This is a genomic window from Actinomadura sp. SCN-SB (genome assembly GCF_043906805.1).
In the GTDB taxonomy this organism is placed as follows: Bacteria; Actinomycetota; Actinomycetes; order Streptosporangiales; family Streptosporangiaceae; genus Spirillospora.
Map to the genome: position 1 here is coordinate 13,653 of NZ_JBIMPP010000062.1, position 17,659 is coordinate 31,311.

Consider the following 17,659-nt stretch of genomic DNA (forward strand, 5'->3'; position numbering starts at 1 on the left):
GAAGTTGACGGTGCCGCCCAGCACGACCCCCGCCGCGCCGCGGCGCAAGCTCGCCGAGCAGGTGGCGCGGCGCATCGAGGACGAGATCGTCGAGCGCGGGTGGCCGGTGGGCGAGGCGCTCGGGGCCGAGGCGGAGCTGATCGCGCGCTACGGGGTGTCCCGCGCCGCGGTGCGCGAGGCGATCAGCATCCTGGAGTACAAGCAGGTGGCGGCCATGCGCCGCGGCCGGGGCGGCGGGCTGGTCGTGCGCGCGCCGGCAGGCGCGGTGGTGGCGGAGGCGGTGGCCGCGTTCTTCCACTTCGCCGACGTGTCGGTCGGTGAGCTGTACGACGCCCGGATCACCCTGGAGGTGCTCGCCGCGCGGCTGGCCGCGCGCCGGATCGGCGAGGACGACATCCCGCACCTGCGCGAGGTGGCCGCCACCGACAGGGTGGACCGGCCGCTCAGCGTGGCGATCGCGCAGGCCACCGGGAACCCGGTCTTGTCGATCTTCATCCCGACGCTGACCCGGGTGACCGGGGCGCTCGCGGGCGGTCCGTCCGACGACTTCGCGCTCGGCACGGACATGAGCAGCGTCCGGCATCGGGCGCTGCTCGCCATCGCCGAGGCGATCGTGTCCGGCGACGAGGTCAAGGCCGAGCGGCGCGTCCGCCGCCACCTGGAGGGCGAACGCGCCTGGCTGGACAAGGTGCGCCAGGCCCAGGCCGCCGGGCGGTCGCAGCCGGTCGGTGGCCCGGGGTCCCTGGCGCAGCGGCTCGCCGGCGCCGTCACCGACGGCACGGCGGGCAAGCTGCCGGAGAAGGTGGCGATGCTGGTGCGCCAGGAGATCCACCGGCGTGGCTGGCCGACCGGGGAGGTTCTGGGCAACGAGGCGAGCCTGCGCGAGGAGCTGGGGGTCAGCCGGGCCGTGTTCCGGGAGGCCATGCGGATCCTGGAGCACAACGGCGTCGCCCGCATGCGCCAAGGCCCTGGAGGCGGCCTGGTCGTCCAGGCCCCCGACCCGGCCCGCGTGGTCGACGCGCTCGTCCTCTACCTCCGCTACCTGAAGGTCAGGGCCACGGAGCTGTTCGAGGTACGGACGGCGGTGGAGCTCAAGGCGATCGAACTGGCCGCCGCCCATGCCCCCCACGAGGACACCGCCGAACTGGCGGCGGCCCTCGACCACGAGCGCGACCCCGCGATCCGTCCGGAACCGGCGCTCGCGAACGTGCACGTGACGCTGGCGCGGATGAGCGGCAACCGGCTGCTGTCGCTGTTCACCGCGGTGCTGGTCCGGCTCGTCCGGTTCCGCCCTCCCGAGGGGGCGGTACGGGACCCGTCCCTGGTGATCCACGAGAAGATCGCCGATGCGGTGCTGGCGGGCGACGCCAGCCTGGCCCGGCACCGTATGAGCCGCCATCTCGCCGCCCTGGAGCCCTGGCTCGACCCATCGCCGCCCTGCTAGCGGTCAGCGCGGCGCGGGGTACAGGCCGGCGACGATGTCGCGTTTGATGACCTTGCCGGTGGCGGTGCGGGGGAGTTCGGGCCAGCAGGCGATGCGGTCGGGGGTCTTGGAGCCGCGCAGCCGTTCCCGGACGTAGCCGCGCAGTTCCTCCGGGTCGAGGTCGGCCCCGCTGACGGGCACGACGACCGCCTCGACGCGCTGTCCCCATTCCTCGTCGGGCACGCCCACCACGGCGGCGTCGGCCACGTCGGGGTGACGGAGGAGGACGTCCTCGATCTCGGCGGGGGCGATGTTCTCCGCGCCCCGGATGATGGTGTCGTCGACGCGGCCCTCCACGAACAGGTAGCCGTCGGCGTCCAGGTGGCCCTGGTCCCGGGTGTCGAAGAAGCCGCGCTCGTCGACGGACGAGCCGTGGCCCGCGTACTCCCCGGAGACCTGCTCGCCGCGCACCCAGATCCGGCCGCTCTGCCCTGGAGGTAGCACCCGGCCATCCTCGTCGCGGATCTCCAGCTCGATCGCCGGGACGGGGCGCCCGGCCGACGCCAGCCTGGCCCTTACCTGGGGGTCGTCGGCGGTGATCGCGGCACGGTGGTCGTCGGGGCCGAGGATGGCGATGGTGGAACTGGTCTCGGTGAGGCCGTAGGCGTTGACGAAGTCGACGTTCGGCCATTGCCGAAGCGCGCGTTCGATGACGCGAGGCGGCATCTTCGCGCCGCCGTAGGCCAGGGCGCGCAGGGTGGGTACCGAGCGGTCGAGGTCGGGGGCGTCCATGATGCGGGCGAGCATCGTCGGGACGACCATCGCGTTGGTCACGCCTTCCTTCCGCACCAGTTCCAGCCATTCACGCGGCGTGAAGGAATGCAGGGTCAGGCAGCGGCGTCCCGCGTACAGGTTCGTCAGCACGTTGGAGACCGCGGCGATGTGGTACGGCGGGACGCTCATCAGGGCGGCCTCGTCCTCGCCCGCCGATGCGAACTCCACCGTCCCCAGCACGTACGAGACCAGGTTGTGGTGGCGCAGCACCACGCCCTTGGGCTGGGAGGTGGTGCCGCTGGTGTAGATGAGGACCGCGGTGGCGTCAGGGCCGGCTGAGGTGTCCTCCTCACCATGGTCCGTCGCCTGGCCGGCGTCGTAGAGGAAATCCTTTGGGGTCCGCACCGACAGGCCCGCGCGCAGCAGGGCCGCGTGCTGGCCCTCCTCGGCGATGCCGAAGGCCTTCGGATGGTTGGCCAGCAACCGGTCGAGCTGTTCGTCACCCAGCCGGTAGTTCACCGGTACCAGCGGGACGCCCGCGCATGCCGCCGCGAACATCGCCACGGGGAAGGCCGGGCCGTTCACCGCGAGGTAGACCACCGCCTCCGCGCCCGACTCCCGCACCCGCCGGGCGGCGCCGGAGGCCAGCGCGCGCAGCCGGGACGCGGTCAGGCCGCCATCCCGGGACCCGACGACGATCCGGTCGCCGAAGCCGTCCGCCGCCATGTCCAGCAGCATCGTCACGTTCATCGCTTGCTCCAGTCGAAGGCCAGGGCGGCCGGTCAGTCCGAGGCGGGCAGCGGCTTGGCGTCCTTGACCGGGAGCGCCACGCCGTTCGCCTCGACGGTGCCCTCGCCGGGCTTGGTGCACAGCAGCTCGATCCCGAGGTCCTCGTCGGCATAGCGCTTGCCGAGCAGGGTCCCGCCCTGGCGGGCCGGGTCCGCGGTTCCGATGGGGGCCGCCGCCGCCTGCTTGGCGTCCACCATCGGGGCGCCGCCGCAGCTCAGCTCGATCTCTTCGGCGGGCGCGCGGACCACGATCATCCTGGTGCCGTCGACGGTGCTGGCCACCTGCTGGCCGGGACGAAGCTTCATGAACCCTCCCCAGTACAAGGGTAACTAGGTTATCTATTATGCCGCCATCAGCCAAGACGTCACGGTATGCGAAGAAGGGTCGATCAGCCGGAGTCGCGTGCGCCGGCGGGGCGCCAGCAGGCGACCAGGAGCAGGGCCGCGCCGAGTCCGCCCGCGCCGGCGGAGATCGCCAGCCCGGTCCAGCCGTCCAGCGCGTCCGCGATCCCGAAGGCGGCGTCCAGCGAGACCGAACCGCCGCCGAGCGCGCCCAGCCCGCAGCACAGGCAGATGATCATGAGGACGTACTCGTAGCCCTGGCCGGGCCGGAAGATGAAGAAGCCGTTGCGCAGGTGGGCGGTGATGAGGGCGACCAGCATGGTGCCCACCACCCCGGCGGCGGCCAGCGGGGTGAGCAGGCCCAGCACCAGCAGCGCGCCCGCGCCGAGTTCGGTGCCGGTCGCCATCAGTGCGTGCAGGCGCCCGGGGCGCAGCCCCATCGACTCGAACCAGCCGGCGGTCCCGGCGATGCGCCCGCCGCCGAACGCGTGGTTCCAGCCGTGCGCGATGATCGTCAGCCCCGCCGACAGCCGCAGGATCAGCGCCGCGATGTCGATGCCCTCCACGCTCAGAGCCACCCCTTGACCTTCTCCACCAGCGCGGCGGGGTCGGGACCTGCCGGAGCGACGTTGAGCATGGTCACGCCCGCCTCGCGGTAGGCGGCGATGCGCTCCCGCACGAAACCCTCGGGGCCGATCAGGTTGGTCAGGTCGATCAGCTCGTCCGGGACGGCGGCCTCGGCCTCCTTCTTCTTCCCCGACAAGTACAGCTCCTGGATCTTCGCGGCCTCGGCCTCATAGCCGTACCGGCGGACCAGGTCGTTGTAGAAGTTCTTGTTCCGCGCGCCCATCCCGCCCACGTACAGGGCGAGCTGCGGACGGGCGAGGTCGCGCAGCGCCGCCCGGTCCTCGCCGATCGCCAGGATCCCGCCCGCCACGATCTGGAGCTCCCCGAGCGCCGGGTCGCGTCCCAGAGTCCCGGCCGCGATCGCCTCACCCCAGGTCTCTTTGGCCCGCTCGGGGAGGAAGAACAGTGGCAGCCAGCCCTCGGCGATCTCAGCCGCCAGCCGCACGTTGCGGGCGCCCAGCGCGGCCAGGTAGATCGGCACGGCCGGGCGCACCGGGCGAGTGATCATCTTCAGCGGCTTGCCCAGGCCGGTGCCGTCCTCCGGGGGCAGCGGCACCCGCACCGTCGCGCCCGCGTAGTCGACCACCTCGCGGCGCAGCGCGCGACGGACGATCTCGACCACGTCCCGGGTCCGGGCCAGCGGCCGGTCGTAGGGAAGCCCGTGCCAGCCCTCGATCACCTGCGGGCCGGACGCGCCAAGCCCGAGGAGCGAGCGGCCTCCGGAGACCGCGTCCATGCCGGCGGCGGTCTGGGCGATCAGCGCGGGGGTGCGGGAGTAGACGTTGATGATGCCGGAGGCGATGGTCAGCCGCTCGGTGCGGGCGGCGAGGAAGCCCATCAGCGTGGGCGCGTCGAAGCCGTAGGCCTCCGCCACCCATGCCACGTCCAGACCCGCCTTCTCCAGGGCGACGGCCTGCTCGATGGCGGCCTGGGCGTCCCCCGCGTACTGCAAGGTGGTGCTCAACTTCATGTTCATGACTCCTTGGTGGACAGGGGTTCGGCGAGCAGGCGGCGCAGCAGCTTGCCGGTCGGGGTTCGGGGCAGCTCGGCCATGAACTCGATCGAGCGCGGGCACTTGTAACCGGCCAGGTGCGCCCGGCAGTGCGCGATCAGCTCCTCCGCCAGCGCGGGACCGGCCGCCGCCGGGTCGGCCGGTTGGACGATGGCGCGGACCCGCTGCCCCATCTCCGGGTCGGGCGCCCCGAGCACGGCTACGTCGGCGACCGCCAGGTGCACGGTCAGGACGTTCTCGATCTCCTGGGGGTAGATGTTGACGCCGCCGCTGAGGATCAGGTCGGCGCGGCGGTCCACCAGGTAGAGGTAGCCGTCGGCGTCCAGCCGTCCCATGTCGCCCAGGGTGCCCCAGCCCCGGTCGTTGTAGGCACGGGCGGTCTTGGCCTCGTCGTTGTGGTACTTGAAGCGGGGCGGGCCCTCGTTCTCGAACCAGACCGTGCCGATCTCCCCTGCGGCCAGCTCGCGGCCCTCGTCATCCAGCACGTGCGGCGTGCCGAACAGCGGCCTGCCGACCGAGCCGGGGTGCGCGAGCCAGTCCTCGGGGTCGATGAGGAAGAAGCAGTTGCCCTCGCTGCCGGCGTAGTACTCGTACACGATGGGCCCGAACCATTCGATGATCTGGCGCTTGACGTCCACCGGGCAGGGCGCGGCGGCGTGCACCACCCGGCGCAGGCTGGACACGTCGTACCGGTCCCGAATCGGCTCGGGGAGCTTGAGCATCCGGATCAGCATGGTCGGGACGAACTGCGCGTGCGTGACCCGGTACTCCTCGATCAGCTGCAAGGCCCGCTCGGCGTCGAAGCGGTCCATGAGGACGACCGTGCCGCCGTTGCGCATCGTCCCGAGCGTCCAGCCCGTGGGCGCGGCGTGGTACAGCGGTGCCGGGCACAGGTAGACGGTGTCGTCCCCGAAGCCGAACATGGCGGGGAGCATGTGGTCGAGCTGCAATCCGGTGCCGAACGGGTCGCCTATGGAGGCCGGGAGGATGCCCTTGGGCCGCCCGGTGGTCCCTGACGAATAGAACATGTAGTAGCCCTCGAGCTCCCCCTTGCGCTCGCGGGCGGGGACGAGCGCGACCGCCTCGGCCAGGTTCTCGAAGCCCTCGGGCGGGTCCCCGTCCCCGTCGATGAGCCGCACCGCCAGGCCGGGGGCCTCGTTGGCGATCTCCCAGGCCGGGCCGCCCAGCCCGGCGGACGCGATGAGCGCCCGGGCGCCGCAGTCGCGGACGATGTAGGCGGCCTCGCCGACGGTGAGGTGGTGGTTGACCGGCGTCCAGTACAGGCCGGACCGCTGGCAGGCCCAGGCGGCGACAAAGTACCCGGGGCTGTTGTCCATGAACAGGGCCGCATGGTCACCGGGCCCCAGACCGCGTTCGGCCAGCAGCCGGGCGAGGCGCAGGGACGCCTCGTCCAGCTCACGGTAGGTGGTGACCGCGCCGGTGGCCGCCTCGATCACGGCGGGCTTGTCGGGATGGCGCTCGGCGAGCCTCGACAGATGCACGGCGTCCTCCAAGCTCGGGGTGGGTTGGGAGGGGGCGTCAGCGGGGTTCGCGGGGCAGGCCGAGGGCGCGCTCGGCGATGACGTTGCGCATGATCTCCGAGCTGCCACCGGCGATCGTGTACGCGCGGGCGTACAGATAGGCGTCCTGCCAGCGGCCCCCGGCGGCGGCGTCCGGATCGCCCTCGGTGAGGACGCCCTGGGCGCCCGGGAGGGACACCGCGTACTCGGCCATCCGCAGATTGAGCTCGCTGAAGGTCAGCTTGGTGGCGGGGGCGTCGATCATCCGTGCCTTGCCCGCCCGCCACCGGGCCATGGAGGTGTGGGCGAGCAGCGCGCAGGTGTCGACCTCGGCACGGAACCTGGCAAGCTGCTGGCGCACATCGTCCAGTTCCAGGGCGGGCCGTCCGTCCACGGTGAGGTCGCGGGTCAGGGCGACCAGGTCCTCCCAGGCCAGCTGTAGTTGCACGACCGAGGCGCCCACGCCATTACGCTCCTCGGCCAGGGACGTGTTGGCGATCATCCAGCCCTGTCCGGGCGCGCCGATCAGAGCGTCCGCGGGCAGCCGGACTTCGTCGAAGAAGACCTCGTTGAAGTCGGAGGTGCCGGTCAGCTCCCGCAACGGCCGCACCTGCACGCCCGGAAGGCGCATATCCAGGACGAACGCGCTGATGCCCTTGTGCTTGGGAGCCTCGGGGTCAGTGCGGGCCAGCAGGTAGCCGTACTGCGCCCAGTGCCCGTTGGTCGTCCAGACCTTCTGCCCGCTGATCACCCACTCGTCGCCGTCCCGCACCGCGGCGGTCCGCAGGGACGCCAGGTCGCTGCCCGCGTCGGGCTCGCTGAACAGCTGGCACCACAGGTCCTCGCCGGATCTGATCCGCGGCAGGTACCGCCGCTTCTGCTCCTCCGTGCCGAACTTGATCAGTGCGTGCGCGGCCAGGGAGCCGCCGCTCGCGGGCATCGGCGCGCGCGCCCGCGCGATCTCCTCCCCCACCACGAACTCCCGCAGCGGGTCGTGCCCGGGCACGCCGCCGTACTCCTCCGGCCAGTCGGCGCCAAGGTATCCGGCGGCGTACAGCTCGGCCGTCCAGCGCTGCAGTTCCTTCAGCTCGGCTGCGTTCTCGGGACTGCGCACTCCCGACCTGACCTTGTAACCGGGGGCGTGGGACGCGACGAACGCGCGCACCTGCCCGCGGAACTCCTCCAGCGGCGTACCGGCACCGAACTCCACGGCGGTGCTCCTTCCTTGCACGGGGTGGGCGAAGAATCCGGTCACAGACCCAGATCGCGGCCGACGATCTCCTTCATGATTTCTGTCGTACCGCCGAAAATGGTCTGGATTCGAGCGTCCGCATAGGCCTTGGCCACCGGATACTCCATCATGTAGCCGTATCCGCCATGCAATTGCAGGCAGCGGTCGACCACCTTCTGCTGCAGTTCGGTCGTCCACCACTTGGCCTTGGCGGCGTCCACCGCGCTCAGCTCCCCGCGCGCCAGGACGCCCAGGCAGCGGTCCACGTAGACGCGGGCGATGTCGACCTCGGTGTCCAGCTCGGCCAGCACGAACCGGCTGTTCTGGAACGAGCCGATCGGCCGGCCGAACGCGGTGCGGTTCTTGGCGTACTCGATGGTCTCGTCGAGGATCGACCGGGACGCCGCGACCGCCGACACCGCGATCGACATCCGTTCCTCGGGCAGGTTGGTCATCAGGTGGTAGAACCCGTGCCCCTCCTTGCCGAGCAGGTTGGCCGCGGGGACCCGCACGTTCTCGAAGTTCAGCTCGGCGGTGTCCTGGGCGTGCAGGCCGAGCTTGTCGAGGTTGCGGCCGCGGGTGAAGCCGGGCATGTCCCGTTCGACCACCAGCAGGCTGAATGCCTTGCTGCCGCCCGCAGGGTCGGTCTTGGCGACCACGATGACGCGGTCGGAGTGAATGCCGTTGGAGATGAACGTCTTGGCCCCGTTCACCACCCACTCGTCGCCGTCCCGCACGGCGGTGGTGGCGATGCCCTTGAGGTCGCTGCCGGTGCCGGGCTCGGTCATCGCGATCGCCCAGACCTCCTCGCCCGAGGCGAAGCCGGGCAGCCAGCGCGCCTTCTGCTCCTCGTTCGCCAGGTTGAGCAGATACGGGGCGACGACATCGTTGTGCAAGGTGAAGCCGGGGCCATGCACTCGGGCCGACGACAACTCCTCGGCGACCACCGCGTTGAACCGGAAGTCGTGGACACCACCACCACCGAACTCCTCGGGCACGTTGAACCCGATCACGCCCTGCTTGGCGGCCTCGACGTAAACCTCGCGGTCGCAGAGCCCCGCCTGCTCCCAGCGCTCGTGGTGGGGCGTCATCTCCCGGGCGATGAACTCCCGGACCACCTCGCGGAACCGCTGGTGGTCGGCCTCGAAGACGGGACGTTCCATAGCGGTGCTGCTCCTCAACTCAAACCTCGAACCGGCTACTTGAACAAGGCGACCAGGTCGACCCGGCTGACCTTCTGCGACACCCCGCGGGGCAGCTCCGGCACGTGCAGGAAGCGCACGGGCACCTCGTAGGGCAGCAACTCGCGGCGGCACCAGGTGCGCAGTTCCGCCTCCCCAGGGACGTCCGCCCCGGGACGCACCTCGAACGCCGCGACCGGTACCTGGCCGAGCCGCTCGTCGGGCAGCCCGGCGACCGCGGCCTCGGCCACCGCCGGGTGGCGCTCCAACGCGGCGGCGACCATCGACGGGTGCACCTTGAAACCGCCCCGGATGATCACATCGTCGGCACGGCCCTCGATCCACAGGAAGCCGTCCTCGTCGAGCCGGGCCAGGTCGCTGGTGCGGGTCCACTCCCCCGCACCGCCCGCCTGCCCGGTGCGGACCTCCAGTACGCCACGCTCCCCCTCGGGAAGCACCTCGCCGGTTTCGCTGGTGACGCGCAGGTCCACGCCGGGGAACGGGCGGCCGACGCTTCCCTTCTTGCGCTCCCACCACTCCCGGTGCAGCCCGAGCGACCAGCCGGCGATGGCGCCGGAGAACTCGGTGGCGCCGTACATGACCAGGACCGCGACGCCGTACCGTTCCTGGAAGGCTTCGGCCAGCTCGGGCGGTGTCGGCGCGGCTCCGGCGGTGATGGCGCGCAGGCTGGACAGTTCCTCGGCGGGCACCTCCGCGTCCAGGACGCTGCGCATCGCCGCGGGCGGGAGCCCGGTGACCTTGGGCCGGTGGGTCCGGACGACCTCGCGCCAGCCGTCCACGGTGAACCGTTCGAGCAGCACCATCCGGCGTGCCTCGGCCAGTGACTGGAGCACGCCCCACAGCCCTCCGATGTGCACCATCGGCGTGGTGATCAGCGTGACCCCGCCGGTGAACGGCGCGCGTTCCCGCTTGCCCGCGGCCATGTGCCCGTTGACCGAGCTCAGGGCGGCCTCCAGCTGCCGGTACGCCAGCGGGATGCGCTTGGGCGGTCCGGTGGTGCCGGACGTGCTCAACTCGACCGCCACGCCCGGCGCGAACCGCGTGGGCGTCGCGGCCCCGTCCACGGACGCGACCGGCACGCGCCGGACCGACGCGCCTTCGGCCGCGTACCCGATGGCCCCGGCGCGGGCCACGGCCAGTGCGAACTCCTCCGACTTCCAGAACGCAGCCGGTGCGAAGAGCACCGGAGGTGTGGTGCGTTCGATGTCGGCGGCGAGGCGCTCTCCGGGTTGAAGCGGGTTGAACACCGTGAGGCAACGACCCGTGGACAGCACGAGATGGACCAGACCGACCGATTCGGGCCGGTTGCCGAGCACGACGCCGACACGGGCGCCCTCGACCAGGCCGAGACCGTCCAGCTCACGCGCGGCCGCCTCGCCCAGCCGCCGCAGTTCGCCCCAGGTGACCGCGCGGCCCTCGTACTCCACCGCGGGTACGGCGGAGTCCGTTCCGACCAGCCTTCCCAGCCGCTCGGCCAAAGCCGAGCCCGTCCTGGTGGATCCGCCCATCACAGCAGTTCGAGGATGGTCGCGTTGGCCATGCCGCCGCCCTCGCACATCGTCTGCAGCCCGTACCGGACGCCGGCGTCGCGCATGTGGTGCACCAGGGTGGTCATCAGCCGAGCGCCGCTGCCGCCGAGGGGGTGGCCGAGCGCGATGGCGCCGCCGTTGACGTTCAGAGCCTTCTCGTCGGCGCCGATCTCGGCGAGCCAGGCCAGGGGCACGGGCGCGAACGCCTCGTTCACCTCGTAGGCGCCGATCTGGTCGGGGGTCAGCCCGCTGCGCTCCAGCGCCTTGCGGGTGGCGGGGATGGGCGCGGTCAGCATGATGACCGGGTCGTCGGCGGCCAGCACGGCGGTGTGGATCCGGGCGATCGGGGTCAGTCCCAGCTCGGCGGCCTTCTGCGAGGTGGTCATCAGCAGCCCGGCGGAGCCGTCGCTGATCTGCGAGCTGTTGCCCGCGTGGATCACCCCGTCCTCCTTGAAGGCGGGCTTGAGCTTGGCGAGGGACTCCAGGCTGCCGCCGCGCCGCACGCCCTCGTCGGTGTCGACGACGGTGCCGTCCGGCAGGGTGTAGGGGGCGATCTGCGCGGCGAAGCGGCCCTCGTCGATCGCGGCGGCCGCCTTGGCGTGCGAGGCGAGGGAGAACTCGTCCAGCCGGGTACGGGAGATGTCCCAGCGCTCGGCGATCATCTCGGCGCCGATGCCCTGGTTGGGCTTCGCGGTGCCGTAGCGGCGCTCGAAGCCGGGGCCCATCGGGTTCCCGTCGATCATCGAGGTGCCCATCGGGATCCGCGACATGCTCTCCACGCCGCCCGCGATCACGACGTCGTACTGGCCGGACACCAGCCCGGCGGCGGCGAAGTGCACCGACTGCTGGGAGGAGCCGCACTGCCGGTCCACCGAGGTGCCCGGCACCGACTCGGGCCAGCCCGCCGACAGCACCGCGTTGCGAGCGATGTTGTTGGCCTGGTCTCCGACCTGCTGCACGCAACCCCATACCACGTCGTCCACCAGCGCCGGGTCGATCCCCGACCGCTCGGCGAGCGCCGTCAGCACATGCGCCGACAGATCGACAGGGTGCACCCCGGACAGGGCGCCGTTGCGCCGTCCCACCGGTGTGCGGACGGCCTCAACGATCACGGCATCGCGCATCTGCGCCTCCTAGATAGTTAACGTAGTTATCTTACAGCTCGGTCGCGCAGCCGGTCTGGGAGCGCGATCAGGGACTCGGCGGCCTTGGCCCGGCGCAGGTAGCGGTGCGCGGGATGCTCCCAGGTGAAGCCCATCCCGCCGTGGATCTGCACGCAGCAGCCGGTCACCGAGACCGCGGCCTCCAGCGCGTGCGCGGCGGCCAGGTCGACCGCGACCCCCGTGTCGCCGGACGGGACATCGAGCGCCTCCGCCGCGGCGTCCAGCCGTCCACCGCCCGTAGCCGTAGGTCCGGCGGCCCCGCTCGGGCGCGGACGTGGCGCGGCTGCCGAGCACGGCGTCCGGGCCGAGCACGCGCAGCGCGACCTCGTGCAAGTACTGGTCGAACTCGGCCTTCACCAGGCGATTCACCGACGCGGCGGGGCCGGGGCGCGGTCCTGGAGGACGAGGTCGAGGGCGCGGCGGCTGTTGGAGGCCAGGACGCGTACGGACGCCTCGATCCGGGTCGGCGACTGGCGCACGACCGGGTCGTCCTTCGCTCCGGTGCGCGCGCTCCAGAACCGCGTGGAAGGCGCGAGCCCAGGCCGGCCTCTCGGCATTGCCGCGGGGGGGGCGGCCCCGCATGCGCCACCAGGAACTCCCGCAACTTGGACCGCCAGGTGGCCATGAACCCTCCCCCTCAACCTCGTCCAAACGAAGGTTACATGGTTTACTAGGTTATCTACCAGATGCTCGTCAGGGAAGCGAGGAGGACGCGGAGTGGAATGGGGACTGCCCTGGCCGGGCCCGGAGGTCGCCGCCGAGGCCGAGCAGGCGGGTGCCGCCGCGTTCTGCGCCGGCGAGTTCGCCGACACCAACGCCTACCTCACGACCGGTGAGATGGTCGCGGCGACCGAACGCGCCATGGTCGGCCCGGGCATCGCCTACGCGTTCGCCCGCTCGCCGTTCGTGCACGCCTCGGCGCTGCGCCAGCTGTCCAAGCGAGCGCCGGGACGGGTGTTCCTGGGGCTGGGCTCAGGAACGCGCCGGATGAACGCCGACTGGTTCGCCGTCGACGCGAGCGCCCCGGTACGGCGGATGGAGGACCTCATCGGCGCCGTCCGCGGATACCTGGAGGCCGAGAACGGGCGGCCGATCGTGCACGACGGCGAGTTCTACCCAATCAACGCCGACATCCGCGCGCCGATCTTCGGCCGGCTGGACATCCCCATCCTGATCGGCGCGTTCAACCGGCGGATGCTGCGCACCGCGGGACGGGCGGCCGACGGCGTGCTCGGCCACGGGATCTTCACCGACCGCTGGTGGAGCGAGGTCGTCGACCCCGAGCTGGAGGGCGGCGCGGCCGAGGCGGGCCGCGATCCGGGCGCGCTGCGCCGCTGGGGCTGGCTGATCACCGCCATCGACGACGCGGACCCGGCCAGGGCCCGCCGCGACGCGCGGTTGCAGATCGCCTTCTACCTCACCGTCAAGACCTACGACACGCTGGTGGAGCTGCATGGCTGGCAGGATGAGACGGCCCGCATCCGGCGGACCTTCCGGGCCGGTGACATGGACGGCATGGCAGCGGCCGTGACCGACGAGATGCTCGACGCGATCGCCCTCTACGGCACGCACGAGCAGGCCCGCGAGCGGCTGGCGGCGCGCAAGCGGCTGCCCGGCCTGGCGTTCCTGTCCTCGCCCGCCTTCCTGGTGGGCGAGCGCCGCCGGCAGCGGTACGCGACCGCGGCCATCGAACTCATGCGGGCGTCCAGGTAACCCATCGGTAGATATCCTTGTTCACCAAGTGAGTCTTCAGCAGGGGAGCGATCATCCATGGCAATGCCGGAGTCCGGGGTACGGCGCGGCCTGCCCGCGGGGGTGCCCGCCGACGGCGTCCGCCCGCCCAAGACCGGTGAACTGGTGGCGCGCAGGCTGCGCCGCCGGATCGTGGAGGGCTCCCTCACCGCCGGCGACTTCCTGCCCAACGAGGCCACGCTCATGGAGCACTTCGGGGTCTCCCGCCCCACGCTCCGCGAGGCGTTCCGGGTCCTGGAGTCCGAGGGCCTGATCGAGCTGCGCCGTGGCTCGCGCACCGGTGCCCGGGTGACCGTGCCCGGCCCGGAGGCGGTCGCCCGGCCCGCCGGCCTGCTACTCCAGCTGGGCAAGGCCACGCTCGGCGACGTGTACCAGGCGCGCAGCGCGATCGAACCGCCCGCGGCCCGGCTGCTCGCCCTCAGCGGTGACGAGGAGCGGTACGCGGCCCTGGAGGAGGAGCTCGAACCCGCACGGGCCTCGGTCACCGACGCCGAGCGGTTCGCCGTCGACAGCGCCCGCTTCCACCTGCGGCTGGTCCAGCTGTCAGGCAACCAGACCCTGGCGCTCATGGCCGGGATGGTGCACGAGATCATCCTGCGGCAGACCCAGGCGTCGGTGCGTGCCCGCGAGGCGACCGGCGAGCACGGCGACTACGCACGCGCGCTGCGCGCGTACGAGAAGCTGGTCAAGCTCGTCCGGGCCGGCGACGGGCCCGCTGCCGAGCGTTTCTGGCACAAGCACCTGCAGATCGCCGACGAGCTGGTGCTCCGCGGCCAGGAAGCCACCTCCGTCATCGACATTCTGGAGTAGGAGCCGTCAGGGCCCCTCCTCGCCCTTGGTGGCGGCTTCGGCCGGGTCGCCGCCGAGGTAGAGGGAGGCGAGGATCTCCGGTGCCTCGCGCAGCGCGGCGGCGGTGCCGGAGAAGACGGTGCGGCCGTGCGCGAGCACGTACGCCCGGTCGACCACGTCCAGTGCCATGGGCACGTGCTGCTCGACCAGGAGGACGGCGGTGCCGCCGGCACCCGCCCGCTCGCGCAGGATCAGCAGCAGCTCGGCCGCGACCATCGGGGCGAGGCCGAGTGACATCTCGTCCACCATCAGCAGTTTCGGAGCGCCCAGCAGCGCCCTGGCCAGGGCGAGCTGCTGCTGCTCGCCGCCCGACAGCAACCCCGCGCGGCGCGAGAGCAGCGGACGGAGCGCGGGCAGGCCGTCGAGCACCTCGTCGAACGCGCCGGACCGCTTCCTCCGGCCGGGCGGCAGGCCCAGCGTGAGGTTCTCGCGCACGGTCAGCTGCCGGAACAGCCCGCGGTCCTCCGGGACGAGACGCACGCCGCGGCGCGCCAGGGCCTGGGCCCCCGCCCGCCGCCCCTTCACCGCTCCGAGCACCTCTATCTTCCCGGCGTGCGCGGGCAGGCAGCCGGCGGCGGTCAGCAACAGCGTCGTCTTGCCCGCACCGTTCGGGCCGAACAGGCCGACGATCTCGCCCGCGCGCACATGCAGGTCGATGTCGCGGGCGACGGTGGTCTCGCCATGGCCCGCGCTGAGTCCTTGGATGTCGAGGACGTTCACGCGTCGTTCTCCTCCCCCAGGTAAGCCGCCCGTACAGACGCGTCCCGCCGGATCTCCTCGGGGTCACCCGAAGCGAGCAGCCTGCCGCCGTCCAGCACGTGGACGTGGTCGCAGAAGCCCAGTACGAGGCCCATGTCATGCTCGACCAGCACGATGGTGGTCCCTCCGTCGCGGATGGCTTGGAGCCGTTCGCCCAGTTCTTCGCTCTCGTGGACGTCCAGGCCCGCGGCCGGCTCGTCCAGCAGCAGCACGCGCGGCCGCGCCACCAGGGCGCGGGCGAGGGCGACCAGCGCCCGGCGCCCCTGGCTGAGCTGACCGGGGAGGTGGTCCTCGCTTCCGGTGAGCCCGACCGTGCGCAGCGCGTCGCGTACCGTCCCGGTGTCCGCCGATGGCAGCGGGCGCAACTGGTGCCACCAGCGCCGCGACGCGGCCACCGACAGTCCGGCGGCCACGTTGCCGGCCACGGTCAGGTCGTCGAAGAGGTCGAGGGACTGGAAGGTGCGCACCAGGCCCTTGCGGGCCCGCCGGTACGCGGGCAGGCGGTCGATCCGCTCACCGCTCAGGTGGACGTTCCCGCGCGCCGGGACGAATCCGGTGCACGCGTCCAGCAGGGTCGTCTTGCCCGCGCCATTGGGACCGATCAGCCCGGTGAGCGTGCCCTCGCGCACCTGAAGGCCGACGCCGTCCACCGCCCGCACCCCGCCGAACGACACCTCGAGATCACGAACTTCGAGCATCGACACGCCTGTCCCCTTCCTCGTCCACCGCCGCGCCCGCGGCACCGGTCTCCGGAACGGCACGCCGCTGCCCGCCCAGCAGCGCACGCACCTGCCGGACCTGCCCTTCGAGCTTGCCGGCGACGCCGCCGGGCGTGGTGACCAGTGCGATGAGCAGGCCGACCGCGCTGACCAGGCCGCTGTACTCACCGAGATGGATCAGCCGTTCCAGGGCGTAGAAGATCAGCCCGCCCGGGGCCATCAGACCGGCGATGACGGCGCCGGAGATGTGCCCGATGCCCGCGAGGTACACCACCGCCACATACGTCAGCGACACGAACACGTCGAAGTCCTGGAACGACAGGCTGCTCTGCTGGTAACCCAGCAGGGTGCCCGCGAGGCCCGCCAACCCGGCCGCGATGGCGAAGCCGGCCAGCTTGACCCCGGCGACGTTGACACCGGCCGCGGCTGCGGTCCGTTCGTTCGCCCGGATCATCAGCATCTGGCCGCCCAGCCGGGTACCGCGCAGGTAGACGACGCCGAGCGTGACAACGGTAACGACGGCAAGTGCGAACAGGGCGAAGCCGAGGTCTCCTCCCCCGCCTAGCCGGACGCCGAAGACCGAGAGTTCGGGGACCCGGCTGCCGCCGAGGCCGCCCGTCCAGTCGGGGTTCTTGAAGACGAACTCGTTCACCGCGACGCCCAGGCCGAGCGTCACCACCCCGAGCGTCACGCCGCGGATGCGCAGTGCCGGGATCGCGACGAGCACGCCCACGACGACCGCGACCGCCACCGCGAGCAGCGGTGCCAGTGGGAACGGTATGTCCGCGCGGGTGGTGAGGTTGCTCAGCACGAACCCGGCGGCCCCCGCGAACGTCATCTGCGCGAGGGAGATCTGCCCGAGCATCCCTGTGAGCACCACGATGCTCAGGCACACCAGGGTCGCGACGATCGACGTGGTCAGGGCCGTCCGGTAGGGACCGGTGAGCAGCACCACCAGGAGCACCCCGACCAGCACGGTCGCACCGACGGTGACGGGGCCGGGCCACACGCGCGGCACCGCGGGCAGCCGTGCCTCCTCCTCCGTGCCGCGTGACGGTAGCCGGCCGCCCGCCACCGCGAGCACCAGCATGATCAGGACGAAGGGCAGCGCCTCGCGCAGGCCCACCTGCGGCAGCCAGTCGAAGTCACCCTGGAGCTTGAGCAGCACGCTCTGCGCCATCCCGAGGACCATCCCGGCCGCGACCGTGACGCCGAACGAGCGCAGCCGTCCGACCAGGGCCACCGCCAGCGCGGGCACCACGAACAGGCTGTTGGTGACCGGGCTGATGCCGGTGATGGGCCCGGCGAGGATGCCGAACAGGCCCGCGAGGACGGCCGACCCGCCCCAGGCCAGCGCCGACAGCCGGCCGGGCGAGTGGCCGAGCAGCGTCGCCGCGCGCTCGTCCTCGGCCACCGCCCGCATCGCCAGCCCCGGCCGGGTGAACCGGGTCGACGCCCACAGCATCGCCGCGACCGCGATGACGACGCCCGCGAGCAGGAACCGGTCCAGCGGTACTGTCGCTCCCAGGACCTCCACGGGCCGGTTCGGCAGGATGGTGGGGACGGTCGCCGCGTCCGTGGGGAAGCGCAGGCCGGCCAGCGCCTGGAGCAGCACGGTGATGCCCACCGTGGCCACCAGCTTCAGCAGCCCGGACGCCGCCCGCAGTGGCCTGAACACCAGCGCGTACGCCAGCAGGCCCAGCACGGCGGCCACGGCGAGGGCGATCAGGATCTCCACCAGGACCGGCAGCCCGGCCATCGGGACCGTTCCGACCGGGAGGACCAGCGTCCCCTCCGACTCCAGCAGGGTGTAGGTGTAGGCGGCGTACATCGCCAGCGCGCCCAGCGCGATGTTCACCACACCCGCCGCCTGGTAGGTGAGCACCACGCCGGTGCCCAGCGCCGCGTAGACGGTGCCGGCGCCAAGGCCGAGGACGGCGAACTGCAGGATCTCGCTCATCATGCTCCC

General features: G+C 72.1%; 16 protein-coding genes. 3 read left to right on the forward strand and 13 right to left on the reverse strand.

Going from position 1 to position 17,659, the window contains the following annotated elements; all coding sequences use genetic code 11:
* Positions 1-10 precede the first annotated feature (10 nt).
* Positions 11-1,444: a FadR/GntR family transcriptional regulator gene (locus ACGWYJ_RS30565; protein WP_395109908.1), complete on the forward strand. Its 1,434-nt coding sequence runs from the start codon at positions 11-13 to the stop codon at positions 1,442-1,444.
* Between the two features lie 3 nt (positions 1,445-1,447).
* Here the strand turns inward: ACGWYJ_RS30565 and ACGWYJ_RS30570 are convergent, their stop codons facing one another.
* The 10 genes from ACGWYJ_RS30570 to ACGWYJ_RS30615 form a co-directional block, all read right to left on the reverse strand.
* Entirely contained in the window at positions 1,448-2,947 is a 1,500-nt protein-coding gene (locus tag ACGWYJ_RS30570; protein WP_395109909.1) for a class I adenylate-forming enzyme family protein, read from the reverse strand.
* A 32-nt stretch (positions 2,948-2,979) separates the two neighbouring features.
* A complete protein-coding gene (locus tag ACGWYJ_RS30575; RefSeq protein ID WP_395109910.1) occupies positions 2,980-3,291 on the reverse strand; it encodes a hypothetical protein in 312 nt (103 codons plus the stop codon).
* A gap of 83 nt (positions 3,292-3,374) precedes the next feature.
* The gene (locus ACGWYJ_RS30580; protein ID WP_395109911.1) at positions 3,375-3,905 is read right to left on the reverse strand and encodes a DoxX family protein; all 531 of its coding nucleotides are present in this window, start codon (positions 3,903-3,905) and stop codon (positions 3,375-3,377) included.
* A complete protein-coding gene (locus tag ACGWYJ_RS30585) occupies positions 3,896-4,924 on the reverse strand; it encodes an LLM class F420-dependent oxidoreductase (protein ID WP_395109912.1) in 1,029 nt (342 codons plus the stop codon). Before ACGWYJ_RS30585 ends, ACGWYJ_RS30580 begins: the two co-directional genes overlap by 10 nt.
* 2 nt (positions 4,925-4,926) lie before the next feature.
* The gene (locus ACGWYJ_RS30590) at positions 4,927-6,468 is read right to left on the reverse strand and encodes an acyl-CoA synthetase (protein WP_395109913.1); all 1,542 of its coding nucleotides are present in this window, start codon (positions 6,466-6,468) and stop codon (positions 4,927-4,929) included.
* A gap of 37 nt (positions 6,469-6,505) precedes the next feature.
* Positions 6,506-7,696 (reverse strand): acyl-CoA dehydrogenase family protein, encoded by a 1,191-nt coding sequence (locus ACGWYJ_RS30595; RefSeq protein WP_395109914.1) that lies wholly within the window; start codon positions 7,694-7,696, stop codon positions 6,506-6,508.
* A 41-nt stretch (positions 7,697-7,737) separates the two neighbouring features.
* Positions 7,738-8,880 (reverse strand): acyl-CoA dehydrogenase family protein, encoded by a 1,143-nt coding sequence (locus ACGWYJ_RS30600; RefSeq protein ID WP_395109915.1) that lies wholly within the window; start codon positions 8,878-8,880, stop codon positions 7,738-7,740.
* 35 nt (positions 8,881-8,915) lie between these two features.
* Complete coding sequence (locus ACGWYJ_RS30605; protein WP_395109916.1) at positions 8,916-10,427, reverse strand: class I adenylate-forming enzyme family protein; 1,512 nt, start codon at positions 10,425-10,427, stop codon at positions 8,916-8,918.
* Complete coding sequence (locus ACGWYJ_RS30610) at positions 10,427-11,572, reverse strand: thiolase family protein (protein ID WP_395109917.1); 1,146 nt, start codon at positions 11,570-11,572, stop codon at positions 10,427-10,429. The genes ACGWYJ_RS30605 and ACGWYJ_RS30610 overlap by 1 nt, the downstream gene beginning before the upstream one ends.
* Before the next feature lie 26 nt (positions 11,573-11,598).
* The gene (locus ACGWYJ_RS30615; protein WP_395109935.1) at positions 11,599-11,835 is read right to left on the reverse strand and encodes an acyl-CoA dehydrogenase family protein; all 237 of its coding nucleotides are present in this window, start codon (positions 11,833-11,835) and stop codon (positions 11,599-11,601) included.
* Between the two features lie 493 nt (positions 11,836-12,328).
* Here ACGWYJ_RS30615 and ACGWYJ_RS30620 point away from each other — a divergent pair, with 493 nt between their 5' ends.
* Positions 12,329-13,324: an LLM class flavin-dependent oxidoreductase gene (locus ACGWYJ_RS30620; protein ID WP_395109918.1), complete on the forward strand. Its 996-nt coding sequence runs from the start codon at positions 12,329-12,331 to the stop codon at positions 13,322-13,324.
* 57 nt (positions 13,325-13,381) lie between these two features.
* Complete coding sequence (locus tag ACGWYJ_RS30625; protein WP_395109919.1) at positions 13,382-14,173, forward strand: FadR/GntR family transcriptional regulator; 792 nt, start codon at positions 13,382-13,384, stop codon at positions 14,171-14,173.
* 6 nt (positions 14,174-14,179) lie between these two features.
* Here the strand turns inward: ACGWYJ_RS30625 and ACGWYJ_RS30630 are convergent, their stop codons facing one another.
* Genes ACGWYJ_RS30630 through ACGWYJ_RS30640 form a run of 3 tightly spaced genes read right to left on the reverse strand, consistent with a single transcriptional unit; the run spans position 14,180 to position 17,650 of the window.
* The gene (locus tag ACGWYJ_RS30630; RefSeq protein WP_395109920.1) at positions 14,180-14,932 is read right to left on the reverse strand and encodes an ABC transporter ATP-binding protein; all 753 of its coding nucleotides are present in this window, start codon (positions 14,930-14,932) and stop codon (positions 14,180-14,182) included.
* Positions 14,929-15,669: an ABC transporter ATP-binding protein gene (locus tag ACGWYJ_RS30635; RefSeq protein WP_395109936.1), complete on the reverse strand. Its 741-nt coding sequence runs from the start codon at positions 15,667-15,669 to the stop codon at positions 14,929-14,931. Before ACGWYJ_RS30635 ends, ACGWYJ_RS30630 begins: the two co-directional genes overlap by 4 nt.
* Positions 15,653-17,650 carry a hypothetical protein gene (locus tag ACGWYJ_RS30640; RefSeq protein ID WP_395109921.1) on the reverse strand — a complete coding sequence of 666 codons (1,998 nt, stop codon included), beginning with the start codon at positions 17,648-17,650 and terminating at the stop codon, positions 15,653-15,655. The genes ACGWYJ_RS30635 and ACGWYJ_RS30640 overlap by 17 nt, the downstream gene beginning before the upstream one ends.
* Positions 17,651-17,659: the final 9 nt, after the last annotated feature.

Coding starts and splice junctions, on each gene's coding strand:
- ACGWYJ_RS30605 (WP_395109916.1), bottom strand. CDS start 10,427: ATGGGCGGATCCACCAGGACGGGCTCGGCTTTGGCCGAGCGGCTGGGA.
- ACGWYJ_RS30585 (WP_395109912.1), bottom strand. CDS start 4,924: ATGAAGTTGAGCACCACCTTGCAGTACGCGGGGGACGCCCAGGCCGCC.
- ACGWYJ_RS30625 (WP_395109919.1), top strand. CDS start 13,382: ATGGCAATGCCGGAGTCCGGGGTACGGCGCGGCCTGCCCGCGGGGGTG.
- ACGWYJ_RS30575 (WP_395109910.1), bottom strand. CDS start 3,291: ATGAAGCTTCGTCCCGGCCAGCAGGTGGCCAGCACCGTCGACGGCACC.
- ACGWYJ_RS30570 (WP_395109909.1), bottom strand. CDS start 2,947: ATGAACGTGACGATGCTGCTGGACATGGCGGCGGACGGCTTCGGCGAC.
- ACGWYJ_RS30600 (WP_395109915.1), bottom strand. CDS start 8,880: ATGGAACGTCCCGTCTTCGAGGCCGACCACCAGCGGTTCCGCGAGGTG.
- ACGWYJ_RS30640 (WP_395109921.1), bottom strand. CDS start 17,650: ATGAGCGAGATCCTGCAGTTCGCCGTCCTCGGCCTTGGCGCCGGCACC.
- ACGWYJ_RS30610 (WP_395109917.1), bottom strand. CDS start 11,572: ATGCGCGATGCCGTGATCGTTGAGGCCGTCCGCACACCGGTGGGACGG.
- ACGWYJ_RS30635 (WP_395109936.1), bottom strand. CDS start 15,669: ATGCTCGAAGTTCGTGATCTCGAGGTGTCGTTCGGCGGGGTGCGGGCG.